25 protein-coding genes and 2 pseudogenes are annotated in these 23,793 nt (G+C 62.5%); 16 read left to right on the top strand and 11 right to left on the bottom strand.

Annotated features, from left to right (window positions below; all coding sequences use genetic code 11):
• The 4 genes from AC244_RS15045 to AC244_RS15030 all read right to left on the bottom strand — a co-directional run bounded on the left by AC244_RS15045 (window position 1) and on the right by AC244_RS15030 (window position 4,295).
• Entirely contained in the window at window positions 1-1,104 is a 1,104-nt protein-coding gene (locus AC244_RS15045) for a MotA/TolQ/ExbB proton channel family protein (RefSeq protein WP_053249631.1), read from the bottom strand.
• Between the two features lie 252 nt (window positions 1,105-1,356).
• Window positions 1,357-2,157, bottom strand: coding sequence for an inositol monophosphatase family protein (locus AC244_RS15040; protein WP_053249630.1), 801 nt, complete (start codon window positions 2,155-2,157; stop codon window positions 1,357-1,359).
• A 278-nt stretch (window positions 2,158-2,435) separates the two neighbouring features.
• Window positions 2,436-3,563: a tetratricopeptide repeat protein gene (locus tag AC244_RS15035; RefSeq protein WP_053249688.1), complete on the bottom strand. Its 1,128-nt coding sequence runs from the start codon at window positions 3,561-3,563 to the stop codon at window positions 2,436-2,438.
• 78 nt (window positions 3,564-3,641) lie between these two features.
• Window positions 3,642-4,295: a thiamine phosphate synthase gene (locus AC244_RS15030; protein WP_053249629.1), complete on the bottom strand. Its 654-nt coding sequence runs from the start codon at window positions 4,293-4,295 to the stop codon at window positions 3,642-3,644.
• A 102-nt stretch (window positions 4,296-4,397) separates the two neighbouring features.
• On the opposite strand from AC244_RS15030, the gene AC244_RS15025 reads away from it, so the two are divergent.
• A complete protein-coding gene (locus AC244_RS15025) occupies window positions 4,398-5,177 on the top strand; it encodes a sulfite exporter TauE/SafE family protein (RefSeq protein ID WP_053249628.1) in 780 nt (259 codons plus the stop codon).
• A gap of 98 nt (window positions 5,178-5,275) precedes the next feature.
• Window positions 5,276-5,536, top strand: coding sequence for an ArsR/SmtB family transcription factor (locus AC244_RS15020; protein ID WP_053249627.1), 261 nt, complete (start codon window positions 5,276-5,278; stop codon window positions 5,534-5,536).
• Window positions 5,537-5,697: 161 nt separating this feature from the next.
• Here AC244_RS15020 and AC244_RS35260 read toward each other — a convergent pair whose 3' ends face one another.
• The gene (locus AC244_RS35260) at window positions 5,698-5,871 is read right to left on the bottom strand and encodes a YdcH family protein (RefSeq protein ID WP_082366862.1); all 174 of its coding nucleotides are present in this window, start codon (window positions 5,869-5,871) and stop codon (window positions 5,698-5,700) included.
• A gap of 212 nt (window positions 5,872-6,083) precedes the next feature.
• Between AC244_RS35260 and AC244_RS15015 the strand changes: the two genes are divergently transcribed.
• The 7 genes from AC244_RS15015 to AC244_RS14985 all read left to right on the top strand — a co-directional run bounded on the left by AC244_RS15015 (window position 6,084) and on the right by AC244_RS14985 (window position 10,432).
• On the top strand, window positions 6,084-6,287 hold the full coding sequence (locus AC244_RS15015; RefSeq protein ID WP_025424784.1) for a YdcH family protein: 204 nt from the start codon (window positions 6,084-6,086) through the stop codon (window positions 6,285-6,287).
• 53 nt (window positions 6,288-6,340) lie between these two features.
• Window positions 6,341-6,805: a 5-(carboxyamino)imidazole ribonucleotide mutase gene (gene purE / locus AC244_RS15010; protein WP_053249687.1), complete on the top strand. Its 465-nt coding sequence runs from the start codon at window positions 6,341-6,343 to the stop codon at window positions 6,803-6,805.
• On the top strand, window positions 6,802-7,851 hold the full coding sequence (locus AC244_RS15005; RefSeq protein WP_053249626.1) for a 5-(carboxyamino)imidazole ribonucleotide synthase: 1,050 nt from the start codon (window positions 6,802-6,804) through the stop codon (window positions 7,849-7,851). Before purE ends, AC244_RS15005 begins: the two co-directional genes overlap by 4 nt.
• A gap of 176 nt (window positions 7,852-8,027) precedes the next feature.
• On the top strand, window positions 8,028-8,153 hold the full coding sequence (gene ykgO / locus AC244_RS15000) for a type B 50S ribosomal protein L36 (protein ID WP_053249625.1): 126 nt from the start codon (window positions 8,028-8,030) through the stop codon (window positions 8,151-8,153).
• An 81-nt stretch (window positions 8,154-8,234) separates the two neighbouring features.
• The gene (locus AC244_RS14995) at window positions 8,235-8,849 is read left to right on the top strand and encodes a hypothetical protein (protein ID WP_053249624.1); all 615 of its coding nucleotides are present in this window, start codon (window positions 8,235-8,237) and stop codon (window positions 8,847-8,849) included.
• A 9-nt stretch (window positions 8,850-8,858) separates the two neighbouring features.
• The gene (locus tag AC244_RS36430; protein ID WP_152975960.1) at window positions 8,859-9,404 is read left to right on the top strand and encodes a hypothetical protein; all 546 of its coding nucleotides are present in this window, start codon (window positions 8,859-8,861) and stop codon (window positions 9,402-9,404) included.
• 17 nt (window positions 9,405-9,421) lie between these two features.
• Window positions 9,422-10,432 carry an alpha/beta fold hydrolase gene (locus tag AC244_RS14985; RefSeq protein ID WP_053249622.1) on the top strand — a complete coding sequence of 337 codons (1,011 nt, stop codon included), beginning with the start codon at window positions 9,422-9,424 and terminating at the stop codon, window positions 10,430-10,432.
• Between the two features lie 2 nt (window positions 10,433-10,434).
• Here AC244_RS14985 and pyk read toward each other — a convergent pair whose 3' ends face one another.
• Both pyk and AC244_RS14975 read right to left on the bottom strand, forming a co-directional pair.
• On the bottom strand, window positions 10,435-11,874 hold the full coding sequence (pyk, locus tag AC244_RS14980; RefSeq protein WP_053249621.1) for a pyruvate kinase: 1,440 nt from the start codon (window positions 11,872-11,874) through the stop codon (window positions 10,435-10,437).
• Entirely contained in the window at window positions 11,874-12,350 is a 477-nt protein-coding gene (locus AC244_RS14975) for a DUF1036 domain-containing protein (protein ID WP_082366861.1), read from the bottom strand. Before AC244_RS14975 ends, pyk begins: the two co-directional genes overlap by 1 nt.
• A 191-nt stretch (window positions 12,351-12,541) precedes the next feature.
• Here AC244_RS14975 and AC244_RS14970 point away from each other — a divergent pair, with 191 nt between their 5' ends.
• From AC244_RS14970 to AC244_RS14960, 3 genes are all read left to right on the top strand, one after another.
• Entirely contained in the window at window positions 12,542-13,336 is a 795-nt protein-coding gene (locus tag AC244_RS14970; RefSeq protein WP_053249619.1) for an N-formylglutamate amidohydrolase, read from the top strand.
• Window positions 13,337-13,355: 19 nt separating this feature from the next.
• On the top strand, window positions 13,356-13,661 hold the full coding sequence (locus tag AC244_RS14965; RefSeq protein WP_053249618.1) for a DUF1244 domain-containing protein: 306 nt from the start codon (window positions 13,356-13,358) through the stop codon (window positions 13,659-13,661).
• A gap of 124 nt (window positions 13,662-13,785) precedes the next feature.
• The gene (locus AC244_RS14960; RefSeq protein ID WP_053249617.1) at window positions 13,786-14,052 is read left to right on the top strand and encodes a DUF2312 domain-containing protein; all 267 of its coding nucleotides are present in this window, start codon (window positions 13,786-13,788) and stop codon (window positions 14,050-14,052) included.
• Window positions 14,053-14,128: 76 nt separating this feature from the next.
• Here the strand turns inward: AC244_RS14960 and AC244_RS14955 are convergent, their stop codons facing one another.
• From AC244_RS14955 to AC244_RS14950, 3 genes and pseudogenes are all read right to left on the bottom strand, one after another.
• The gene (locus AC244_RS14955) at window positions 14,129-16,012 is read right to left on the bottom strand and encodes a DUF882 domain-containing protein (RefSeq protein WP_053249616.1); all 1,884 of its coding nucleotides are present in this window, start codon (window positions 16,010-16,012) and stop codon (window positions 14,129-14,131) included.
• Between the two features lie 180 nt (window positions 16,013-16,192).
• Window positions 16,193-16,408, bottom strand: a pseudogene (locus tag AC244_RS38850) (helix-turn-helix domain-containing protein); the annotation flags it as partial.
• 77 nt (window positions 16,409-16,485) lie between these two features.
• Window positions 16,486-17,734, bottom strand: a pseudogene (locus AC244_RS14950) (sigma-54-dependent transcriptional regulator); the annotation flags it as partial.
• Window positions 17,735-17,922: 188 nt separating this feature from the next.
• Here AC244_RS14950 and AC244_RS14945 point away from each other — a divergent pair.
• The 3 genes from AC244_RS14945 to AC244_RS14935 all read left to right on the top strand — a co-directional run bounded on the left by AC244_RS14945 (window position 17,923) and on the right by AC244_RS14935 (window position 21,723).
• Window positions 17,923-19,782, top strand: a complete 1,860-nt coding sequence (locus tag AC244_RS14945; RefSeq protein WP_053249614.1) for a M3 family oligoendopeptidase — start codon at window positions 17,923-17,925, stop codon at window positions 19,780-19,782.
• Window positions 19,783-19,942: 160 nt separating this feature from the next.
• Window positions 19,943-21,100, top strand: coding sequence for an aminodeoxychorismate synthase component I (locus AC244_RS14940; protein ID WP_053249613.1), 1,158 nt, complete (start codon window positions 19,943-19,945; stop codon window positions 21,098-21,100).
• Window positions 21,097-21,723: an aminotransferase class IV family protein gene (locus AC244_RS14935; protein WP_053249612.1), complete on the top strand. Its 627-nt coding sequence runs from the start codon at window positions 21,097-21,099 to the stop codon at window positions 21,721-21,723. Before AC244_RS14940 ends, AC244_RS14935 begins: the two co-directional genes overlap by 4 nt.
• Here the strand turns inward: AC244_RS14935 and AC244_RS14930 are convergent.
• Complete coding sequence (locus AC244_RS14930; protein ID WP_082366860.1) at window positions 21,688-22,638, bottom strand: GGDEF domain-containing protein; 951 nt, start codon at window positions 22,636-22,638, stop codon at window positions 21,688-21,690. The two genes, AC244_RS14935 and AC244_RS14930, sit on opposite strands and share 36 nt — an antisense overlap.
• A 161-nt stretch (window positions 22,639-22,799) precedes the next feature.
• On the opposite strand from AC244_RS14930, the gene AC244_RS14925 reads away from it, so the two are divergent.
• Window positions 22,800-23,678: a heme-dependent oxidative N-demethylase family protein gene (locus AC244_RS14925; RefSeq protein WP_234716942.1), complete on the top strand. Its 879-nt coding sequence runs from the start codon at window positions 22,800-22,802 to the stop codon at window positions 23,676-23,678.
• The last annotated feature ends 115 nt before the right edge of the window (window positions 23,679-23,793 follow it).

The following is a 23,793-nucleotide window of genomic DNA, read 5'->3' as shown; positions in this document are numbered from 1 at the left end:
TCAATCCCCTCCGGAATCGTCGGCATGACTGAGTTTGGCCTGCGATCCGGATTTCTCGCCGTTCACCGAAATGCGCTCGGTGTGGCCGATGCGCGTCGTCAGCTTGTCCAGCGTCTTGCGCATGGCCTTCGCCTCTTCTTGCTGCGCCTCGATCCAGTCACGCAGCATCTGCTGCTCGCCGCGCATGTTCTTGACCAGTCCTTGAATGCCCTCGGCAAGGCTCGCCATCGCAGCCGTCGTGCGCTGGTTGGAACCGCCTTCATGGTTGAGGCGGATGAGTTGGTCCGTCAGGCGCTTCAGTTCCGCGACCGGCGCGCCGGTCGACAGGTCGCCGGCAATGGAGAGTTCCGAACCGACATCGGTGACAGAGGACAGCCAGTTTTCAAGCTCGGTATAGAAACGGTTCTGCGCCCGGCCGGCCTGCAGATCGAGAAAGCCGAGGATCAGCGAGCCGGCAAGACCGAAGAGCGACGTCGAGAATGCCGTGCCCATGCCGGCCAGCGGCGCCGACAGACCGGTTTTCAGGGCGCCAAGCACGTCTTCGGTGCTGCCGGAACCGGCATCCAGGGACTGGATGACGGTGTTGATGGAGCCGATCGTACCGAGCAGACCCCAGAAGGTCCCGAGCAGGCCGAGGAAGACGAGAAGGCCGGTCATGTAACGCGTGGTATCACGCGATTCATCCAGTCGTGTTGCGATCGAATCCAGGATCGACCTCAGCGCGGTCGTCGAGATCGCCGTCTGGCGACCGCCGATCAGCGCGCGCATCGGCGCAAGCAGGACCGGGTCCCGCCCGACCTTGTCGGCACTGCCGGCGGCGCGGAAAGAATTGAACCAGCGCACCTCGGGGCGAAGCCCGATCACATGATTGAAAGCCAGCAGGATGCCAATAAGCAGCACCCCGAGGATCAGGCCGTTCAAGCCAGGATTGGCGAGGAAGGCATTGTGCGCCTGGCGGAAAAGGATCGCGCCGACGAAACCGACGATGATCAGGAAGATCGCCATGGTCCAGAAAAAGTGCATGGGGCTCGAAAGCTTATACGGATTGTAGTCTGCTTCCACGCCTTCCCGACCGTCCCACCCGGACAGATGCAGTTTCGTCATGGGTATACCATTCTCCCGGTTGCATTTGGCGGAACGGTGCCGCGACGTGTCGGAGCCTACTGCATAATTTCTCAAATCGGAATCGATTTAAGGAGAAAGTTATGCAGCAGGTTTGAGGCGCCACAGCGTTCTTGGCGCGTCATACAATATGCGCGGCGCTGTAGTGAAACTTTGCGCCAAATTGAAGGAAAAACAAAAGCCCCCGACGCATGGCGCATCGGAGGCTTGAAGCAAAAGCCGGACGGCCGCCGTTTATTTCGCCGGGATCGGGCGGTGAACGACGTCACGCAGCGCCTTGGTGATGTATTCGTTGCCGCAAATGATCGAGCCCTCGTCGACCGGCTTGGCGCCGCCATCGATATCCGTCGACCAGCCACCGGCTTCGCGGATCAGAAGCACGCCGGCCGCAATGTCCCAGGCTGCCAGGTCGCGCTCCCAGTAGCCGTCGAAACGGCCGGCGGCGACATAGGCGAGATCCAGCGCAGCAGAGCCCATGCGGCGGATGCCGGCGACTTCGCCCATCACGTGGCGCAGTTCGATCAGGTACTTGCCGTGGTTGCCGCGGCCGAGATGCGGCGTGCCGGTGGCGATCACCGCATCCGACAGGGCCTTGCGCGAAGCGACGCGCAGGCGACGATCGTTGAGGAAGGCACCGCCGCCACGCTCGGCCGTATAGAGTTCGTCCGTTGCCGGGTTGAACACGACTGCGCCGACGATCTCGCCCTGGCGTTCAAGCGCGATCGAGACAGCGAAATGCGGAATGCCGTGCAGAAAGTTGGTGGTGCCGTCGAGCGGATCGACGATCCAGCGATGCGCCCCATCGGTACCGATGATCTCCTCGCCCTCCTCGCCGAGGAAGCCGTAGGTCGGGCGCGCTTTCAGCAGTTCTTCGCGGATCAGCTTTTCGGCCTTGCGGTCGGCCTGGGACACGTAGTCGCCCGGTCCCTTCAGCGAGACCTGCAGGTTCTGTACTTCACCGAAATCGCGTGCCAGCGACTTGCCGGCCTTGAAGGCGGCTTGAACCATGACATTGAGGAGAGCTGAACGGGCCATCTGGCGATCCTTGTGAAGCGAAGGCCGATCGAGCCTTCTCGATCGGACATTGAACCTGTGTGACGGAACATGGGGTAGCGCCAGCCGAATGGGCAAGGCTTGTCATCGAGTTCCGTCGTCAAAAAACCGAGTGAAGATCACTCCGCCCGAGGCGCGCCGGAAGACCATGGCGCCAAGGGCAAAAACCGGGGCTTGAAGACCACAAAAGCCCCGGAAGTTCAAGAGAAATAGCGCCTAGACCCGCCAAGCCGGCGAGATTCGGGCGCCTGGAAGGCCGGTCAGGTCGAGCGGAACTTGTTGGCCGCGCTCAGTGCCGCCTTCTGCTGCTGTTCGTTGAGACCGAGATAGAAGTCTTCCAGCGCATCGTCCTTGAGCCCGGCGCGGCGCGACAAAACATACCACTTTGCCGCTTCGACCGGATTGGGGCGAGTGCCGATGGCGTTGACATAGAGATGCGACAGCCGGTTCTGAGCCACGACATTGCCGCCTTCCGCCGCCCGCTTCATCCAGCCGAAACCGTCCTCCAGGTTGCGATCGCCGGCAATGCCTTCGATCATCCAGATGGCAATGTCGAGCTGCGCCGTGTCGTAGCCGGCATGGGCCGCGCGAAGCAGCCACTCCCTGGCCCGCGCCCGCTTGCCCTCGTCGATGCCATCGACGTTGAGATAGATCTGCGACAGCGCATATTGCGCGTCGGCGATCCCCTGCGCGGCCGATTTTTCGTAATAGGGCATCGCTGCCTTCAGACCCTTCGGCCCTGGACTGTCGGCAACCAGCGTCTGTCCGTAGTTGAACTGGGCCGACGCATTGCCGAGATCGGCCGCCTTCTTCATCAGCTCCTCGGACTTCTTGCGGTCGCGTTTGACGTAGCGCCCCTCCATCAGGATCAGCGCATATTTGAACATCGCCGCCGGGTCGCCATTTTCGGCCGCCTGCCCATACCAGAACGCCGCCTGCTTGGCATTGCGCACGACACCGAGGCCCTGCTGCAGGATTTCGGCGACCAGCGTCTGGGCGGCAGGATCACCGAGCTGCGCCCGCGGGAGCGCCAGATCCATCGCCGTCAGATAGTAGCCGCGCTGGAAGGCGCCGTAGGCGTCATCCACCTTGCCGGCGAACGGCTTTTCCGCCGGCAAAGCCGGCAGTTCGGCGCCCATGCGATCGAAGACATTGACACCTTGCGAAGGCACCGTGCCGTCGCCGGCTTTCTTCTTGTCCGCCGGGTCAGCCGGCTTGGCCCCGGGCTTGCCCGCGGCCGTGCCTTCGTCCGGCATTGCCGCGCCATTGAAGGGGGTGATGCGGCCGCGCTTTGCGGCGCCGCCGTCATCCGCACTGACGCCTTGCTCCGGCGCTGGAACCGGTTGTTCCTGCGCAGGAGTTGGCTGTTCCTGCGCACGCGCCGGCATCGCCACGGCAGCGGCGACGGCAAGAAGGGCAACGCCCCAGCTGAGCTTTGACGACAGTCGGTTCAACATCGACACGTCTTAATCTTCAAACCGTGGCGCTTTTTCGTCAAGAAGCGCGTTGACGGCCGCAACGACCGACGGCGCCTGCTCGGGCTCGCCGAAGACGGCCAGTCGCAGCGCCACGAACTCGGCGCCGGTCTCGGCGGCCGCCAGCGCCGATTGCGGATCCGTGCCGCCCATGACGATGCAGGGAATCTCGATCATCGAGGCCCACCATTCGGCCAGCGCCAGGTTCTTCGGATGCGCATCCGGCTTGATGTCGCCATCGGTCTTGCCGAAGAACACGTAGTCCGGGCGCACTTCGCCGATTTCAAGCGCGTGGTGGCGGTCGGCCGCATTGCCGCCGCCGACGATGAGCTTCGGCGTGTGCTTCTCGACCGCCTCTCCGAGCACTTCGGCATTGTCGGAAATGTGCAGGCCGTCGGCCTTGGCGCGTCCCGCAACACGGGAATCGCCCTCGATCAGCGCGGCAGCACCCGCCTCCTGGATGATCGGCACGAGGCGCTCGGCGTGCTTCTGGAACTCGGCGTCGTCGAGGCCGTATTGCGGCACGATCACCGAAGCGACGTCACCGCCCTTCAAGGCGTCGGCAAGCACCTTGGCGCGATCCGCCGGATCGGCGATATCGGGCGCGATCAGCACCAGGCGGCAGCGTTCTATTGTCTTGCTCATGACATCCATTTCCGGCTGTGCCCGCATGTCGGCGGAAACCAGCGCTCGATTTCGTTTGAGAAAACCGATAGACGGAGACGTCAAAAGGATCAACCGCCACCGATGCTTCCCGACCTGGACTTCTATCTCGTCGCCATCCCGGCGGTTCTTCTTGTTGGCCTCAGCAAGGGCGGCATGGGCGAGGCGCTTTCGCTGATGGGCGTGCCGATCCTGTCGATGGCCGTCTCGCCGGTTCAGGCTGCGGCGCTGTTGCTGCCGATCCTGATCGCGATGGACCTCGTCTCGCTCTGGATGTGGCGCAAGCACGGCGATCGCAAGACCCTGGTCATGCTCCTGCCCGGCGCCATCGCCGGCATTCTCATCGGTTGGGCGACGTCGGCCTATGTCTCGCGCGACTATCTGCGCCTGATCATCGGCCTCATCACCGTGCTGTTCGTCTTGCGCTATGTCTACAATGTCTGGCGCATGCGCAACGGAATAACGATCACGCCCAAGAAGCAACGGGCCGGCCCAGCAACACTCTGGGGCTCGTTTGCCGGCTACGGCAGCTTTGTCGCCCACGCCGGCGGCCCGCCCTTCCAGATCTACGCGCTGCCGCTTCAACTCGACCCGCGCGAATACACCGGCACGATCGTACGCTTCTTCGCCATCCTCAACGCCGTCAAGCTCATCCCTTACTTCGCACTCGGCCAGCTCGACATCAGCAATCTCAAGATCTCTGCGACGTTATTTCCGCTGGCGATCGTCGCCACCATCTGCGGCGCCTTCATCGTTCGCCGCATGAAGCCGCAGATCTTCTATCCCTTCATGTATACGATGGCTTTCATAGCCGGACTGAAACTGCTGTGGGATGGGCTGAACAGCCTGCTGGCCGGCGCCTGAAACATATCAAAGCAAACCGTCATATTGCGAAGCAAAACGGAAATGCCGCAGCGCACAAATTTCTTGCCGCCAGCAGTGATTTCGCTTAACGTCCGGTCATGACCATTGCGGACCCTTTCGATGCCATCGCGGATCCCAACCGGCGTTACCTGCTGGAGGAACTGCGGCGCGCGCCGAAGACGGTCAACGAACTGGCTGAAGGATTGCCGATCAGCCGACCGGCGGTATCGCAGCACCTGAAGGCTCTGCTGGACTGCAATCTGGTCTCGGTTTCGGCCAATGGCACCCGGCGAATATACGCCATCAACCGCCCCGGCTTCGACGGGCTCAACCTTTGGTTGGATCAGTTCTGGGCGTGAGGGGCTGGCGGAAGCGTAACCGCCTCCTGACACAAATCGACCGGGTCTCAAACCCGGTCGAGCGATCCGTATATTCCGTTGAGGGGATTGGTTGTGAACCTTGTTGCGTCGTCTCCGGGGAGAGGACACCTCCCGTTGTTACTGGGAAATACCGTTCATAATCAGTGAGTTGAGGAGCGAATCCTTTCGATTTCGTCCTTGATGCGCAGCTTCCTCCGCTTGATGTCGCTGATCATTTCGTCCTCGGTGGACGGCTGGTTCATTGCTGCATGGAGCTCCTGCTCCAGTGCGCCATGTTTTTTCTCAAGCGTTGCAAGATGAGCCTCAATGGTCATTGGCAGTCCCTTCCTTTTGCTTGCATCCGGCAGGCAAATGCCGGATGTTCCATGGTTGTAACCTTACTACTGTGCCACGCCATTTTTCATTTGTCGAAGGCGAAATGATGACGACGGATAACTTCCCGTTACCGCCCAAGATGTGGTAGAGCGGCGCATGAAATTCCGGTTCGAGGAGGACTTCGCAACCGGGCTGATGGGGATCGCTTTGCATGCCGGACCAGGACCAGGCCGAACTCAGATTGACCGCCGCGCGGCTGAGGCAGGAACATGAAGACTACGATGCTGCCATCAACGCCATGATCCAGACCGGCTGCGATGCGCTCAGAATTCAGCGCATGAAAAAGAAGAAGCTGGTCATCAAGGACAAGATCACCAAGCTCGAAGACCAGATCATTCCCGATATCATCGCCTGAAGCGGAACTTTAAAGACGTGCTCGACACCACGACCCCACCCGTCGCCATCATCATGGGAAGCCAGTCCGACTGGGAGACGATGAAGAACGCCGCCGATACGCTCGACGCGCTCGACATTGCCTATGAGGCCCGCATCGTTTCTGCGCACCGCACGCCTGACCGCCTGGTCAACTTCGCCAAGGGCGCGCGCGACGAAGGCTTCAAGGTCATTATTGCCGGTGCCGGCGGCGCTGCCCACCTGCCGGGCATGTGTGCCTCGATGACGCCGTTGCCGGTCTTCGGCGTGCCGGTGGAGTCGAAGGCGCTGTCCGGCCAGGACAGCCTGCTGTCGATCGTCCAGATGCCGGCCGGCATTCCCGTCGGAACGCTGGCGATCGGGCGCGCCGGAGCGGTCAACGCCGCGCTACTGGCCGCAGCCGTGCTTGCGCTCAGCGACAACGACCTTGCCGACCGCCTCGACGACTGGCGCGAGCAGCAGACGGTCGCCGTCGCCGAGTACCCGGTGGACGACGCATGACAACCATTGGCATCATTGGCGGCGGCCAGCTCGGCCGCATGCTGGCCATGTCCGCTGCACGGCTGAATTTCCGCACCATCGTCCTCGAGCCGCAGCCCGACTGTCCGGCAGCTCAGCTGGCAAACGAACAGATCGTTGCCGCCTATGACGATGAGAAAGCGCTCGACGCGCTTGCGGCCGCTTGCGATATCGTCACCTACGAATTCGAGAATGTGCCGGTCGCAGCCGCCGAGAGGCTTGCGCGGGCCCGGCCGGTATTTCCGCCGCCGAAGGCGCTTGAAGCCGCCCAGGATCGCCTGGTCGAAAAGCGCTTTCTCAATGACAGCGGCATCGTTACCGCCCGCTTCCATGCCGTCGACAGCCAGGCTGATCTTGAAGCAGCCCTTGCTGATTTCGGCGGTTCCGGCGTGCTGAAGACCCGCCGCCTCGGCTATGACGGCAAGGGCCAGCGGGTGTTCCGCTCTGGGCAGGACAGCCCGCAAGGCGCGTTCGCGGCGCTCGGTTCCGTGCCGTTGATCCTCGAAAGTTTCGTGCCGTTCGAACGGGAAATCTCTGTGATCGCTGGCCGCTCAGTCGATGGCACGGTCGCCTGCTACGATCCGGCTGAGAATATCCACCGCAACGGCATTCTTCATACCTCCACCGTGCCCGCCGCCATCGGCCCTGCCACTGCGGAGGCCGCGCGCGCCGCTGCCAAGGCGATCCTCGATGCTCTCGGCTATGTCGGCGTCATCGGCGTGGAGTTCTTCGTGCTGGCCGACGGCAGCCTGGTTGCCAACGAAATGGCGCCGCGCGTGCACAATTCCGGCCACTGGACGGAAGCGGCCTGCATCGTCTCGCAGTTCGACCAACACATTCGCGCCGTAGCCGGCCTGCCGCTCGGCAATCCCGTTCGTCACTCCGACTGCGTGATGCAGAACCTGATCGGCGACGATATCGACGAGGTGCCCGACTGGCTTGCCAAAGACAATGTCTTCGTCCATCTCTACGGCAAGACGGAAGCGCGACCGGGCCGCAAGATGGGTCACATCACCCGCCTGACGTGAGCCTCAAAGCCACAGAAATGCGGGGCAAGGCGCCAAAATCCGGTGCCTTGCGGTTGACACAACTGGGGTGACACGGTATTTGCCATCCCACCTTATGGAGCGCGCTGAATGGCGCGCTTTTGATTGTTAGAAATACCGGGCGAATTTTGTTTCCCCGAAACCTGCGGATCAGGAAAATGAAGATCAAGAATTCGCTCAAGTCGCTGAAGACCCGCCACCGCGAAAACCGTCTGGTTCGTCGCAAGGGCCGTATGTACATCATCAATAAGCAGAACCCGCGCTTCAAGGCACGTCAGGGCTGAGGCTCCGACGGGTTTCTGTTTGGCACCTCGCTTCGGCGATGTCCCAAAATTGATTTTGATCTTATTCCGTGGCGAGCTAACATGCTCGCCATGCGAGTTTTTGTACCCTTGATTCTGGCGTGCTCCGCCCTTCTCGCCGCCTCAGTTGGAGCCGGCACCCTGGCTTTCGCCGCAGAGGCGGCACCAGCAACAGAGGCCGCCAGCCTCTCCACCCCCAAGCAACGCCTGGACGCCCTGTTCTCCGACCTGAAAAAGGAACGGGACGCCGACAAGGCGCGCGAACTCGCCAACCAGATCCGCCTGGAATGGCAGGATTCCGGCAGCGCGACGGTCAACCTGCTGATGCAGTGGGCCGACAAGTCCATCACCGACAACAAGCAGGCGGCCGCCCTCGATATCCTCGACCAGGTCATCACGCTTGCACCCAGCTACGTCGAAGGCTGGAACCGCCGCGCGACTCTACACTACACGATGGGCAACTATCGCAAGTCGATGTCGGACATCAATCATGTCCTGGCTCTCGAGCCACGCCACTTCGGCGCGCTCGCCGGCATGGCCGCAATCCTTGGCTCCGCCGGCAAGGACGAGCTGGCGCTCAGGGCCTGGGAGCAGTTCCTGGCGATCTACCCCGCCGACCGCAAGGCGCAGGAGCAACTGGGCGAGCTGACCGAAAAACTTGCGGGCAGCAAGACGTAAGCCGGCCGAATGCCGAAGCAAACGCAGGCTCCCGCAATAACGCCTTCTACCGAACTGGCTGCTAACAGTCACCTTGCCGTGGCCGCACGCCATTTCATGGAGCCGATCTGGCTTGAATGGCACAGCGGCCGGAGCGGCGATGCACCAAGCACGCCGTCACAATGGACATGCGGACGCACAAGCTTGTTTTTGGTCCGCGCGCTGACTGCCGCGGGCGTAGACGCCTCATGGGCAAGCGGCACGCCGCGCCTGTCTGCTGATGGGCCTGAATTGGGCCCATTCGGCTTTCTCACCGACACCGGCTGGCAAAGCCACGCCTGGGTCGAATGCGGCAACATGATTGTCGACATTACCGCCGACCAGTTCGGCGCTTCTCCCGTGCTCATCACCGATCGGCACGATCGCCGCTACCGCAGAGGCGACCGCGATACGGCACTGCCCGAGTTCATTCTGGCCCGTGAGCGCGCCGTCGACGAAATCTGGCCACGATGGCTCGGCAATAACCGAAATACATCGACGTCCACGCCCGGGACATTTTCGGGCACTGCCGAGTAAGAGGAGCCGCCGAGACAATGGTTCTAGCCGCCCTGTTCATCGTTGCCCTGACGCTCGCCGGCATTGCCTATAGCCTGCGCAGCGCACGGGACATCAGCGCACGGTTCCCGAACACGGGCGAACTGATCGATGTCGGCGGCTTCCGCATGAACAGCGTCCACCTCCCGGCGACGGCAAAGGCCGACTTGGCCCCCCTCGTCTTCATCCACGGCGCCAGCGGCAACCTGCTCGACCAGATGCATGCCTTTGCTCCGGCCTTCGAAGGCCGGGCGGAGATGCTGTTCGTCGATCGGCCGGGCCACGGCTACTCCGAGCGTGGCGGACGGGCGAACGACCGCCCCGACGGTCAGGCGGACGCCATTGCAAAGCTCATGGAGAAGAGAGGCATGACCCGGGCGATCATCGTCGGGCATTCCTTCGGCGGGGCGATTGCCGCGAGCTTCGCTCTTCGCCATCCGGAGAAGACGACCGGCCTCGTTCTGTTGGCGCCAGCGACCCATCCCTGGCCGGGCGGCGTCGACTGGTACTACCGGCTGACGGCCCTGCCCTATGTCGGCTGGCTGTTCGCACATACTCTGGCCGCGCCGATCGGCCTCAGGCGGATCGACAGCGGTACGCGTTCGGTCTTCTACCCAAACCCAAGGCCGGTCGACTATATCGATAAGACGGCGCCGCACCTCGTGCTGCGGCCCCTCGCCTTCCGCAACAACGCCGTCGATGTCGCCAATCTGCATGCCTATGTCAGCGAGGTCGCGCCGCGATATCAGGAGATCACCGCGCCGACGATCATCGTCAGCGGCGACAGCGACGACATCGTGCTCGCCGATATCCATTCGCGCGGTCTGGCACGCGACATTGCCGGATCGGAACTGCTGTGGATCGGCAACCTCGGCCACAAACCCGATTACGTCGTCACCGACGTCGTCGTCGCAGCGGTCGAGAAACTCTCCGGACAGGCCACCGACCTCGACAAAATAACAAGGCGGGCCGAAGCCCGCCTTATCGTGCAACCCAGAGAAGTTCGTTAGTCTCAGATCCCGCTCATGCCGTCCGAGCCGATATAGGCGATGCGCAGCATGTTGGTGGCGCCGGGCGTGCCGAGCGGCACACCGGCCGAGATGATGACCCGTTCACCGGGCTTGCCGAAACCCTCGTGAGCAACGATGCGGCAGGCCCGGTTGACCATGTCGTCCAGATCGGTCGCATCTTCGGTGACGACGCAATGCAGGCCCCAGACGACCGAAAGACGACGGGCGGTCTGCACGATCGGCGAGAGTGCGATGATCGGAACCTGCGGGCGCTCGCGGGCGGCGCGAAGGCCGGTCGTGCCGGACGAGGTGTAGCAAACGATCGCGGACAGCCGGAGCGTCTCGGCGATCTGGTGGGCCGCCAGTGAAATCGCGTCGGCACCGGTGGCCTCAGGCGGCGTGCGCTGCGCGTAGATGATGCTGGAATAATGCGGGTCGCGCTCGACGTTGCTGGCGATCGACGCCATGGTCGAGACGGCTTCGACGGGATACTCGCCGGAGGCCGATTCTGCCGACAGCATGATGGCGTCGGCACCCTCGAACACGGCGGTCGCCACGTCGGAGACTTCGGCACGCGTCGGGACTGGCGCTGAGATCATCGATTCCAGCATCTGCGTAGCAACGACCACCGGCTTGCCGGCGCGGCGACAAGCCCGCGTCAGCTGCTTCTGCAGGCCCGGGACGGATTCGAGCGGCATCTCGACGCCGAGGTCGCCGCGCGCAACCATCAGCGCGTCGGAGAGCTCGATGATTTCGTCGATGCGGTCCAGCGCCTGCGGCTTTTCGATCTTGGACATCAGGCCGACGCGACCACGGGCGATCTTGCGGACCTCGGCCAGATCTTCGGGGCGCTGGACGAAGGAAAGCGCCACCCAGTCGAACTCTCCGGTCGCCAGCACCGCGTCGAGGTCGGAGCGGTCCTTGTCGGTCAGAACGCCGACGGCCAACAGCGTGTCGGGAAGGCTGACGCCCTTGCGGTCGGAAATCTTCGTACCGGCAACCACCGTCGTGACGATGCTCTTACCGTCGGTCTTTTCGGCGCGCAGGTGCAGCTTGCCGTCGTCGATCAGCAGGCGATGGCCAGGCTTGACCGCTTCGAGGATCTCCGGGTGCGGCAGGAAAACGCGGGTGCTGTCGCCGGGCTCGTCCTTGTTGTCGAGGGTGAAGGTCTGGCCGACCTTTAAGTCGACCTTGCCCTCGGCAAACTTGCCGACGCGCAGCTTCGGCCCCTGCAGGTCGCCAAGAATGCCGATCGGGCGGCCGCAGCGCGCTTCGACCGCGCGGATGCGCTGCACCAGCGTGCGCATCACTTCGTGGCTCGCGTGGCTCATGTTGATACGGAACAGATCAGCCCCCGCCTCGTGCAGCTTCTGGATCATCTGCTCGTCGGAGGACGCCGGCCCGAGCGTGGCGAGGATTTTGACTTTTCTGTTCCGCTTCATCAATTCTGGCTTTCCTGCGTGCCGGGCGTGTCGGAGAGCTGAACCATCCAGCTCCCTTGCCGCCCCGTGTCATATTCCTTGAACCCCATCCGCTGGAAGCCGCGGGCAAAGCAGTCCTGCACGCCCGAGATCTTGAATTCGTTTTCGGCGACGCACATGTTGACGTCGCCGGTCCAACGGCCGCCCCGGGCGGCGTCTTCAGCGTAGAGATAATAGTATCGCGATTCGAGTTCGCCCTCGATCAGGGTCGCACAGGTGGTCGCAGGAACCTGCCACCACCCCTCGGTTACCCAGCCTTCCTTGGCGCGGTAACCGATCGCCACGCCGACCAGATTTTGCGTGCCGTTGCAGACGCGAAAATCGGCACGGGCCTCGCCGGCGAATAGGAATGAGCCTGAAATTGCCAGGGAAAACAGGAGGATCCCCCCCAATGTCGACAGCCCAGGCTTCGCTTTGGAAAATGGATATCTGGACACGGTTTCCGATGGAACTCCGTTTTGATTTGCGTGGCCTTTCTTGCGACGGCCAGCCCGGAAAGTCAACGTAACTCTAATCGATTACATCGGGCCAATTGGGTGCCGATTGCGCAAAACAGTTGCGTTTTTCTTGTGAATGTCGCCGACGCATGCAATCAAAAGCATGATCCCCGAAAGCAGACTGGAACGGCATGCAGCACCATTCGCCCTATGAGATTATCGAAGCCAGCCCCACAACCGGTCTCGTGCTTCTCGCCGATCACGCCATGAACCGCCTGCCGGAAGAATATGGCAGGCTCGGTCTGCCGGAGGCAGCGTTTCAGCGACATATCGCCTACGATATCGGTGTCGAACATCTGGTCCGCCGCCTCTCGGCCGCGCTCGACGCGCCGGCGGTTCTCGGTTGCTTCTCGCGGCTCCTGATCGACCCCAATCGCGGCGAGGACGATCCGACGCTGATCATGAAGATCTCGGACGGCGCGATCATTCCGGGAAACCACCCGATCACGGAGCAGGAATGGGACAACCGGCTGAACCGTTTCCATCGCCCCTATCATCGTGCTGTCGCCGCGACGCTGGAGCGCAGTGCCGTGGCCTCAGGCAGCGCCCCGCTGGTCATCTCGATCCATTCCTTTACGCCCGCATGGAAGGGCGTCGCCCGTCCATGGGACGCCGCCGTGCTCTGGGACAACGACCCGCGCGCGGTCCTGCCGCTCATCGAAAAACTCGAGGCATCGGGCGATATCGTCGTCGGCAACAACGAACCCTATGATGGGGCGCTGCGCGGGGATACGATGTTCCGGCACTGCATGGCACCAGGCATTCCCCATGCCCTGATCGAGGTTCGACAGGATCTGATTTCCGACGAGGCCGGCATTGCGGCATGGGCCGATCGCCTGGCTCCGATCCTTGCCGATCTCAACGCCCGCTCCGAGCTGCATCGCTACGAGCGGCACCCGTCGCGCACCGGCGCCTACGACTTTTGAGACGAGGAAAGACAAGATCATGACCGAGCTTACCCCGGACCAGCAGACCGCCTTCGAGGCCGCCGCCTTCCGGCGTCTCGTCGAGCACTTGCGCGAGCGCAGCGACGTGCAGAACATCGACCTGATGAATCTCGCCGGCTTCTGCCGCAACTGTCTGTCCAACTGGTACCTCGAAGCGGCCAACGAGGCCGGTGTGGCGCTCGACAAGGAGCAATCCCGCGAGATCGTCTACGGCATGCCCTATGACGAGTGGCGGGCGCTGCACCAAAGGGAAGCCTCGAGCGAGCAGAAAGCCGCCTTCGAAGCCAACCGTCCCAAGGAATAAGCCCCCGCGCCGGGCAACCGCCACGGAAATGCCAGCGTTGTTGCGCAATGGCCCTTGACCTTGGCCGCCGTTCGCGGCACGTCACGGCACCCACGAATTTCATTCCCCGCAAAAGGAGAAGACCATGTCAGATGCACACGGCGTCGCACGCGACCAGCTCCGCGCTTTCATCGAACGGATCGAGCGCCTGGAAGAAGAAAAGAAGACCATCGCCGACGACATCAAGGACGTCTACGGTGAAGCCAAGTCCACCGGCTTCGACGCCAAGATCCTGCGGAAGGTCATCTCCATTCGCAAGCAGGATGCCGACGAGCGCATGGAACAGGAAGCGATCCTCGACACCTATCTGCAGGCGCTCGGCATGATTCCTGCCGCGGCTGAAGAAGCATAATTCTTCTGCGATATGCAGCAAAAAGCCCGCCGGTATCACCGGCGGGCTTTTTTGTTGGGTCTCAGTTGCGGCAAGCTCAGTTGGTGCTGAACTTCTTCACTTCCATGAAGTTGACCGCGTTGCCGCTGAAGCGGGCCGTATCGACGGTCCCTGCACCACTGCTGAAGCCTGCGGCATAAACAGTCGTCGGGGCGGTGCGCAGCGTCTTCGAGACGAAGCGCGGTGCCTTCACCGGTTTCGAAAGCGTCGCGACGCGGCCGGCCGAGAGAGCCCATTCGGAGATGATCTTCTGCGTCAGCTTCGGCTCTGTGCGAACCGACGAACGGGTCGCTGCGTCGGCATCGTGCTTCTTCGGACGGCCACCCTTTGCCGGGGCTTCGGCCTGGGTGTCGAAGGCGCTGTCAAACACATCGGCGCGGCCATTCGTCGAAGTCTGCGGCGCATAGGCGGCCATTTCGACCGGCTGGGCCACGGGCTCGCGCTGGGTCTGTGTCGGCGCGGCAAGCGCGACGCGCGTCGATGCCTGGGCCGTCGTATCACGCGGCGGCTCGGCCGAAGCCAGAACCGGACGTTCTGCAAAGGCCGGCACGGCAACCTTGGCGTCCGCGACAGCGGCAAGAGCCGCATCGCCGGCCGGCCGCATGGCCGGCACCGGCACGAAGCCGAGCGCCTGCATGTCGGTTGCCAGAGGATCGACCGATGCCACGAGCGTCTCACCGGCAGCGGCGTTCATGCCACCACGATCAAGAATCTGCGGCACCGGCACCTTGACCGACGCGAGATCGGCAAATTCACTCGGCATTTCCGGCGTCTGCGGCAGGGCAGCAGCAAGTGCTTCCTGGGCCGCGTTCTTCTGCGGCGCGACCAGTGCCACTGCTACGCCGCCATTTTCAGGCGCATCCTTGAAGGCCGGGCGAACGGCCGGAACCGGCGCATTGATGTTCTGATCGGCAGTGGTGGTCTCGGCAGTGGTCGTCTCGGCAGTGGTCGTCTCGGCGGCGACCGAACCGGCAACACCCGGAAGCGCTTCCTGAGCGGCAGGTGCCGACGCCGTCTGAACCTTGGCCGGAGCGGCTTCTTCGCCCTCGCCGGGGCCGGCTGCGATTGCCGAGGGTTCTTCATCCTCGTCGCCGCCACCGCCAAAGAGCATGGCAAACAGATTACCGCGGCGCTTGCCGCCCTCGGCGTCGCCCGCCTTGGCGCCACCGCCGGCAACTTCGATCGCCGAAGCGCCGACGCGACGCTTGTAGTCGGCAACGGCCTGGTTATAGCCCGGCAGCGGCTTGCCGTCGGAGGGAACGTGCATGGTCTTGCCGTCGGGGAAGAGGCGAGCCAGCTCGTTGCGGGTCATGCGCGGCCAGGCGCGAACGCCGCCGACATCCATGTGAACGAAAGGAGAGCCCGAAGTCGGGTAGTAGCCGACGCCACCGACCTGGAATTTCATGCCGATTTCGCGCACCGCCTTCAACTTCACGTCGGGAATATAGAAGTCCATCGCCTTGCCGAGCATGTGCTGGCTCTTCTTGGCGACACCCTTGGAACGCGAACGCAGCATGCCGTTGGTGGACGGCGAACGGTAGGCCGAAACAACGTGGATGTAATCGCGCGAGCCGCTCTTGGTGTAGACTTCCCACACGAGGTCGAGCAGGCGCGGATCCATCTTGGTCGGCTCGTTGCGACGCCAGTCGCGCAGGAAACGGTTGATCTGCTGCAAGCCCTTGGCGTCATAGCGACCGTTGCGCTTGTAGGTGATCTGCGCCTTCTCCTGCGTGTGGATAAAGTACAGTTTCAGCGTACGCGTCTGACCGGCGGCCTCGACGGGAGGCGCCATGCCAGGGGTCACGAGGGAGGCCGCGAGAGCGATGGAAGTCAGAATCTGCGGCACCTTACGGGTCATCGCTGAGCAGAGTCTGCTAGCTAAGGAGCCGAGAGGCTTCTTAAAACCGAACAAATTTGGCATTCAATCCCCGTCCGACGGACAACCGTGCTTCGCTGTCTCAGATGACTGTCAAATAAGGTGACAGAATGGCAAATATGCCACAGTCGTCACCGCCCCTTATAATATAGTGAATACTTCACTAACAAGGTCTAAACGGCGGTGACCGAATTGCACGGCGAATGAGTCGTGAATGCGTCGATTTTATGCCGCCTCGCGCAGGGGATTGTCGGGATCGATGCCGTAATCCTTGAGTTTGCGGTAAAGCGTCGACCGGCCGATGCCAAGTTTGCGCGCCACCTGACTCATCTGGCCCCGATAGAATTTCAGCGCAAAACGAATCAGTTCCTCCTCGACTTCGGCAAGTTTGCGCACGTCTCCACCCTCGTCGACGCTGGCAATTGCGTTCTCCATGCGGCCATCATGCGACGCCTCGGCCTCCATCGATTTCGCCGTGCTGGCAAAATCGGGATAGACGCTCGAGGCCGGATCAACAGCAGCAGGGCGCTCTGGACCGGCATCGCCCCAGGAGAAACCGGAGCGGTCGGAGACGACGTAGCCGGGGATCTGCGTGGCGATCTGTGGGAAATCCTTGACCGTCAACTCGTTGCCTTCGGCCAGAACGACCGCACGGAAGATCGCGTTTTCCAGCTGGCGGATATTGCCCGGCCAGTCATAGGCTGTGAGCAACGCCATCACACCGCTCGAAACGGTGAGCGGTGTGCTCAGCCTCTGCTCGGACGCGAACCGATCGACGAAGGAGCGCACAAGCACCGGGATGTCCTCCTTGCGCCGGCGCAGCGCCGGAATGGTGATCGGGAAGACGTTGAGACGATAGTAGAGATCCTCGCGGAACCGGCCCTCGCGCACCTCGTTGATAAGGTCCTTGTTGGTGGCCGAGATCAGCCGCACGTTGACCCGGTGCGGATGGCGGGCGCCGATCGTCTCGATCTCGCCCTGCTGTACTGCGCGCAACAGCTTCACCTGCACTTCGAGCGGCAGGTCGCCAATCTCGTCGAGGAACAAGGTACCGCCGTCGGCGTCGACGAACTTGCCGCTGTGCTTTTCGGTGGCACCGGTGAAGGCGCCCTTCTCGTGGCCGAAGAGAATGCTCTCGACCAGATTGTGCGGGATGGCGCCACAGTTGACGGTGATGAACGGCTTGCCCGAGCGATCGCTGGCCGACTGGATCGCCCGCGCCACCATTTCCTTGCCGACGCCGGATTCGCCTTCGAGCACGATCGGGATATTGGACTGCGCAGCCCGACGCGCGAGATCGATCACCCGGATCATCGCCGGGCTCGCCGACACGACGTCATCGAAGCCGACGGCGCCGCCGCGCGGACGACGCGACGTTTTGACCTTGCCGTCGCGGCTCGCCATCTTCAGCGCGTTGCCGAGCGCCACCGACAGCCGCTCCGGCGAAACCGGCTTGACCAGGAAGTCGAAGGCGCCGGCCTGCATCGCATGGACGACGGTCTCGATACCGCCCTGCCCGGTCTGCACGATGACGGGCGTATCGACGCCCCGTTCCGCCAGCGCCTCGAGAAAGCCGTGGCCGTTCATTTCAGGCATCAGCAGGTCGAGAAGGATGACGTTGATGATGCCGCCCTTGCGCTCGAGCAGCTCCAGGCCGCTGCGGCCATTGTCGGCGAGATGCGCGACATGACCGAGACGCTCGATCATGTTCGTCAGCAACCGGCGCTGCACCGGATCGTCATCGATGACAAGAATGTGTGATGTCACGGAAGCCTCCTGCTTTGGACACGCGGTACTTTTTGGCCAACGTCATGTGCCAAATCACGTCAGGCATCTGTGCCATAAAGGGCTGAACATCATGTTTTGAGAAATGCTTGCATTTTATCCATTGCCGGCGATAGCAATGGGACCCATATCGCTTGCCTCTTCCTGTCACGAACAAGAGAAATCCGACGATGACCTTCCGCACCTTCGCCCTTGAGAAAACCGTCGTCCGCACTGCAGCCGGCCCCGCCCAAGGCGCTGCGGCCGAGCTCGGCGATCTGCCCTCGTGGCGGCTGGAGGACCTCTATCCCTCTGCAACCTCGGACGCCTTCCGCTCCGATATGAAGAAGGCCGAGACGGATTCGATCGCGTTCGAGGGCAAGTGGAAAGGCAAGCTTGCGGCCGCCGCCACGAAGACCGGCAACGACGGCATCGGTGCCGCCGTCAAGGAATTCGAAGCGCTGGAAGACATCATGGGGCGCATCGCGTCCTTTGCCGGCCTCACCTATTTCTCCGACACCTCCAAGCCGGAAAACGGCAAGCTCTATGGCGACGTGCAGTCGAAGCTGACCGACATGTCGGCGCATCTCCTGTTCTTCTCGCTCGAACTCAACCGCATCGACGATGCCGTGATCGACGCGGCACTCGCCAATGACAGCCTGGCCGCGCACTACAAGCCCTGGCTTCTCGACCTGCGCAAGGACAAGCCCTATCAGCTCGACGACAAGCTCGAGCAGCTGTTCCTCGAGAAGTCGATGACCGGACCGGCCGCCTTCAACCGCCTGTTCGACGAGACCATGGCGTCTCTGACCTTCACCGTCGACGGTGAGACGATGCCGCTCGAAGTGGCCCTGAACCTGTTGCAGGATCCCTCGACCGAAGTGCGCAAGAAGGCGGCGATGGCGCTTGCCGAAAGCTTCAAGGCCAATATCCGCACCTTCACGCTGATCACCAATACGCTCGCCAAGGACAAGGAAATCTCGGATCGCTGGCGCGGCTTCGAGGATATCGCCGACAGCCGGCACCTCGCCAACCGCGTCGAGCGCGAGGTCGTCGATGCGCTCGCGGAAGCCGTGAAGTCAGCCTATCCGCGCCTCTCACACCGCTACTACGCCATGAAGGCAAAGTGGCTCGGCATGGAACAGATGGAGTTCTGGGACCGCAACGCGCCACTGCCGGAAACGCCGAATGCGCTGATTTCCTGGAACGAGGCGAAGGACACGGTGCTTTCGGCCTATCATGCCTTCGATCCCGAGATGGCCGCGATTGCCCGTCGTTTCTTCGATGACCGCTGGATCGATGCGCCCGTGCGCCCCGGCAAGGCCCCGGGCGCCTTCGCCCACCCGACCGTGCCGTCGGCGCATCCCTATGTGCTCGTCAACTATATGGGCAAGCCGCGCGACGTGATGACGCTCGCCCACGAGCTCGGCCATGGCGTGCACCAGGTGCTCGCCGGCGAACAGGGCGCGCTGATGGCCTCGACGCCGCTGACGCTTGCCGAGACGGCATCGGTGTTTGGTGAAATGCTGACCTTCCGCGCCCTTCTCGATCAGACGAAGGACAAGCGCGAGCGCAAGGCCATGCTCGCCCAGAAGGTCGAGGACATGATCAATACGGTCGTGCGCCAGATTGCCTTCTACGAATTCGAACGCAAGCTGCACACCGCCCGCAAGGAAGGCGAACTGACCGCCGAGGATATCGGCAATCTGTGGCTTTCGGTGCAGGCGGAAAGCCTCGGGCCGGCGATCCGGATTTCCGAGGGCTACGAGACCTATTGGGCCTATATCCCGCACTTCATCCACTCGCCGTTCTACGTCTATGCCTATGCCTTCGGCGATTGCCTGGTGAACTCGCTCTATGCCGTCTACCAGAACGCCGACAAGGGCTTCCAGGAGAAGTATTTCGAGCTTCTGAAAGCCGGCGGCACCAAGCACCATTCGGAATTGCTTGCCCCCTTCGGCCTCGATGCGACCGATCCGTCGTTCTGGGCACAGGGGCTGTCGATGATCGAAGGGCTGATCGACGAACTCGAGGCGCTTGATAAGGCGTGATCCGACGCGGGCCGGGCCCGCGGTCTGGAGCCTTTCCAGGAAAAGTGCGAAGCGGTTTTCCGTCCGGAAATGCGAAAAACAAAGAGATAGAGCGTTTCCATGACTCCGTTTAAGACGGAAACGCTCTGGGGTTGGATGGGCTGGCAGCAAAGCGGCATTGATGAACGAAAACGCACCTTATGTGCTTTTCCGGGACGACAGCGAAAATCGGACCACGGTTTTCGCTGAGCCGGAGCGCGTCGTCACGGCGCGGACCAAAGCCGAATTCCGCCACGGCCTCGCCGAGCTTGAACGTGCCCATCAGGCGGGCAAATGGATTGCCGGCTTCATGGCCTATGAGGCCGGCCATCTCTTCGAGGAGAAGCTGAGCCCCTTTGCCGAGGAGGGTCGCGAAACGCCGTTGATGTCCTTCGGCATCTTCGATGCGCCGAGCGACGACCATCCGCTGGCCGAGCCGCAACGGCGGATGGAGAACGAGCCTTTTCTGGCCGAGCCGCGTGCCGCCTGGGATTTTTCTACCTATCGCGAGCGGTTCGACCGTCTGCATCAGCACCTGCGCCAGGGCGATTGTTACCAGGCGAACCTGACCATGCCGATCCGCGCCCGCTGGTCCGGCGATCCGCGAGCCGCCTTCTGGTCGCTGATCGAACGTCAGCCGGTCAAGTACGGCGCCCTCGTCGCGCTCGACGGCCCAATCCTCGTCTCGCGCTCGCCTGAGCTTTTCTTCCGGGTCGATGCGGACAGGTGGATCGAAACGCATCCGATGAAGGGTACGGCGAAGCGCGGTGCCTCGGCGAAGGAGGATGCCGAGATCATCGAGGCCATGCGCGCCGACGAGAAGACACAAGCCGAAAACCGCATGATCGTCGACCTCCTGCGCAACGACATCTCGCGCATCACCGAGGTTGGGACGCTCGACGTCCCGAAACTCTTCGACATCGAGACCTATCCGACCGTGCACCAGATGGTCAGCCACGTCAGGGCCAAGCTGCGGCCCGACGTCGGCATCACCGACATTTTCGCAGCACTCTTTCCCTGCGGCTCGATCACCGGCGCGCCGAAGATGCGGGCGATGGAGATCCTGCACGCGCTCGAAGACGGCCCGCGCGACGCCTATTGCGGCGCGATCGGCTTCATCGCGCCCAACGGCATCATGCGCTTCAGCGTCGCGATCCGCACCATCTCGCTGTTTGCCGACGGCGAGGCGGTCTTCAATGTCGGCGGCGGCATCGTCTTTGATTCCGGCGCCCAGTCCGAATATGACGAATGCCTGCTGAAGGCGCGCTTTGCCGTCGGCGATGCCGAGATCGCGCGATGACGGATTTTTCCCTGATCGAGACCCTGCGCTATGAACCCGACGCGGGCTTCGTTCGGTTGAAATTGCATCTCGCCAGACTGAAACGATCCGCAAGGCGGTTGGGGTTTGCCGGCGCTGATCGCGCCCAAGCCGAATTGCACGCCACCGTTCAGGGTGCAACTGGTCCCCTCCGCGTCCGCCTCACGCTTGACCGCAACGGCGCGATCGCCGTCACCACGGCGCCCTTCACACCGCTTGCCGGCGACACTGTCTGGCGCGTGCGCTTTGCAGAAACGAGGCTCTCTTCCGAAGACAAACTCCTGCGGGTCAAGACCACGCGCCGCGGCGTCTACGAGGCGGCGCGTGCAGAATACCCGGCGTCCGAGATCGACGAGGTCCTGCTGCTCAACGAAAAGGGCGATGTTTGCGAGGGAACCATCACGTCGATCTTCCTCGACGACGGCAGCGGCACGTTGAAGACACCGCCGATCGCCTGCGGGCTCCTGGCCGGGGTGCTGCGGACAGAACTCATCTGCCAGCGGCGGGCGCGTGTCGCCCGCCTGTCGCTCGGCGATCTGGCAGAGGGCCAGCTCTATGTCGGAAATTCGCTACGGGGCCTGATCCGGGCGAAGCTCGGGGTCTGATCCCGGCAAGGTGTACCGCTTAACCCGGTCGCGCCCGTCGCGTTTGGCGAGATAGAGCGCCTCGTCGGCGCGGGCATAGATGTCCTTGACGCCGTCGCCTTCCCGATACTCCGCCAGCCCCACCGAACAGGTGTAGTAAAACTCCGGAATATTTGCGAGCGGCCTGGCGCCGCGCACCTTGTCGAGCAGGCGGTCGAGAATAAGGTTGCCTTCGCTGATGGTGGTGTCGGGCAGGATCAGCATGAACTCTTCGCCGCCGATGCGGCCGAAGCAATCGGAACGGCGCACGAACTCCTGCATCTGGCGGGCGAAGTCTAGCAGCACCTCGTCGCCCTGATGGTGGCCATAGCGATCGTTGATCGCCTTGAAGTAGTCGATGTCGATGATGGCGACGCAGCCCCACATATGCGGGTTCTGGGCGCAGTTGGCGATGAATTCGCCGAGCCGCCCCATCGTATAGCGTCGGTTGGGCACATTGGTGAGTTCATCGACCTGCGAGGCACGCAGCGCGAAATCGCGATCCTGCCGCAGCGCGCGCTCTTCCACACGAATGGTGGTGATGTCGACGGCGACGCAGAGCATCCACCCCTTGGCATCGACGGTTTCCGTCATCCATAACCAGCGGCCGTCATGCAGGTCGGTCTCCATCGCGCGAAACGGGATCTTGCCGCGCCGGCTGACCGTTGAGGCTATCCAGGCATTGATGTCGCTGGTCTTGAGCACGGTTCCACGACCGGCGGCATGGTTGCGCCGCATGATGTCGGTCCAGGTCGGCGTCTCGTCGGCGCCGATGAAATAGGCGGCGCGAAAGGCTTCATTGGCAAATTGCAGCCGGTCGTGCTGATCGTAGAGCGCCATCAGCACGGGCGTTTGGGCCTGCAGGCCCATCAAGGTCTTTATGTGGTCGCCGGTCACGTTCAGTCTGCAACGCCTCCAGGTTGGCAAGGAAACAACAATCATGGCGCGAGGCGGATAGTTGTATCAAAGCTATAGCACGAAGTGCTTGTGACAAGCTGCGCACCATGCGAAACGAAAGGGAATATGGTTAAATCGCGCGAATGATCCGACCAGTCCGCATGAAGCACACACCTTACGACGGCTCCTCCAAGCCCTTCACCATCGGCCTGACGCAGCTTGATCCCGATCGCTGGATCGAGCCGGATGATCAGCTGCAGCACTATCTCGACCAGAAGGCGCAGTTGCTGGCACAGTCCCGCAGCGCCGTTTTCGTTGCCGAGGACGGGACGCAGCAGGCGCAGAATGAACTGCTGCAGACCCTGTCCGACTACCTGCCGGCTCGATATCCCGACATCTACTGTCGGCAGGACGATGCGATGATGGTCAGCGGGCGACGGGTGGCCCTGTCCGGCGACGACGCGCTTGTGGTTGCGGGCTCGCTCGTTCAGGACGACCTGGCGATCATGCAGCGCGGCGACCGCGGCTGGCGCCTTGGCGCCGCCTACATCGCCTTCCCTTCATCCTGGTCGCTTGCCGAAAAGTTCGGGCGCACGATGGACGAGATCCACGCCCCGGTTCCCGGCTTCGAGCACGGCACGCGCAACGCCGAACTGATCGGCCGCATGTTCGACAACCTGCCGCCCGGCCGCTTCGTCGAACGCTTCAACTGGGCCGTCAATGTCGATGGTTCCCTGCATCTGCCGAAGTCGAAATCGGAAGGGTTTTCGGCAGGTGCCGTCGAGCTGACTGAAGAGCGCACCTTCATCCGCATCGAGCGCCAGACGCTCAGAAAGCTGCCCGAGACCGGCGCGATCGTCTTCACCATCCGGATCTATTCCGATCCCTTGGCGCTGCTGCGACAGAGAGCGGATGCGGCCACGCTGGCCCTTTCCTTCGTCGAGCAGTTGCGCAGTCTCGATCTGCCGCAGGCGGCCTACAAGGGCCTCGTCAGCAAGCGGGATGCCCTGATATCGGCCCTGCTTTCCATTGCCGGTTAAACAAGATCGCAGATCAGCGTTGACCCGCCGGCCCTTTATTGTGACAGCAAACTATGCTCTAGGGCCTATCGCACGGCGCGAGCCTCATTTTCAGATACTTTCAACACCGTCACAG

This window comes from Ensifer adhaerens (assembly GCF_001270265.1).
GTDB lineage: Bacteria > Pseudomonadota > Alphaproteobacteria > Rhizobiales > Rhizobiaceae > Ensifer > Ensifer adhaerens_B.
Note: the sequence above shows the minus strand (reverse complement) of the source record. Positions and strands in the feature narration are given on the sequence as shown.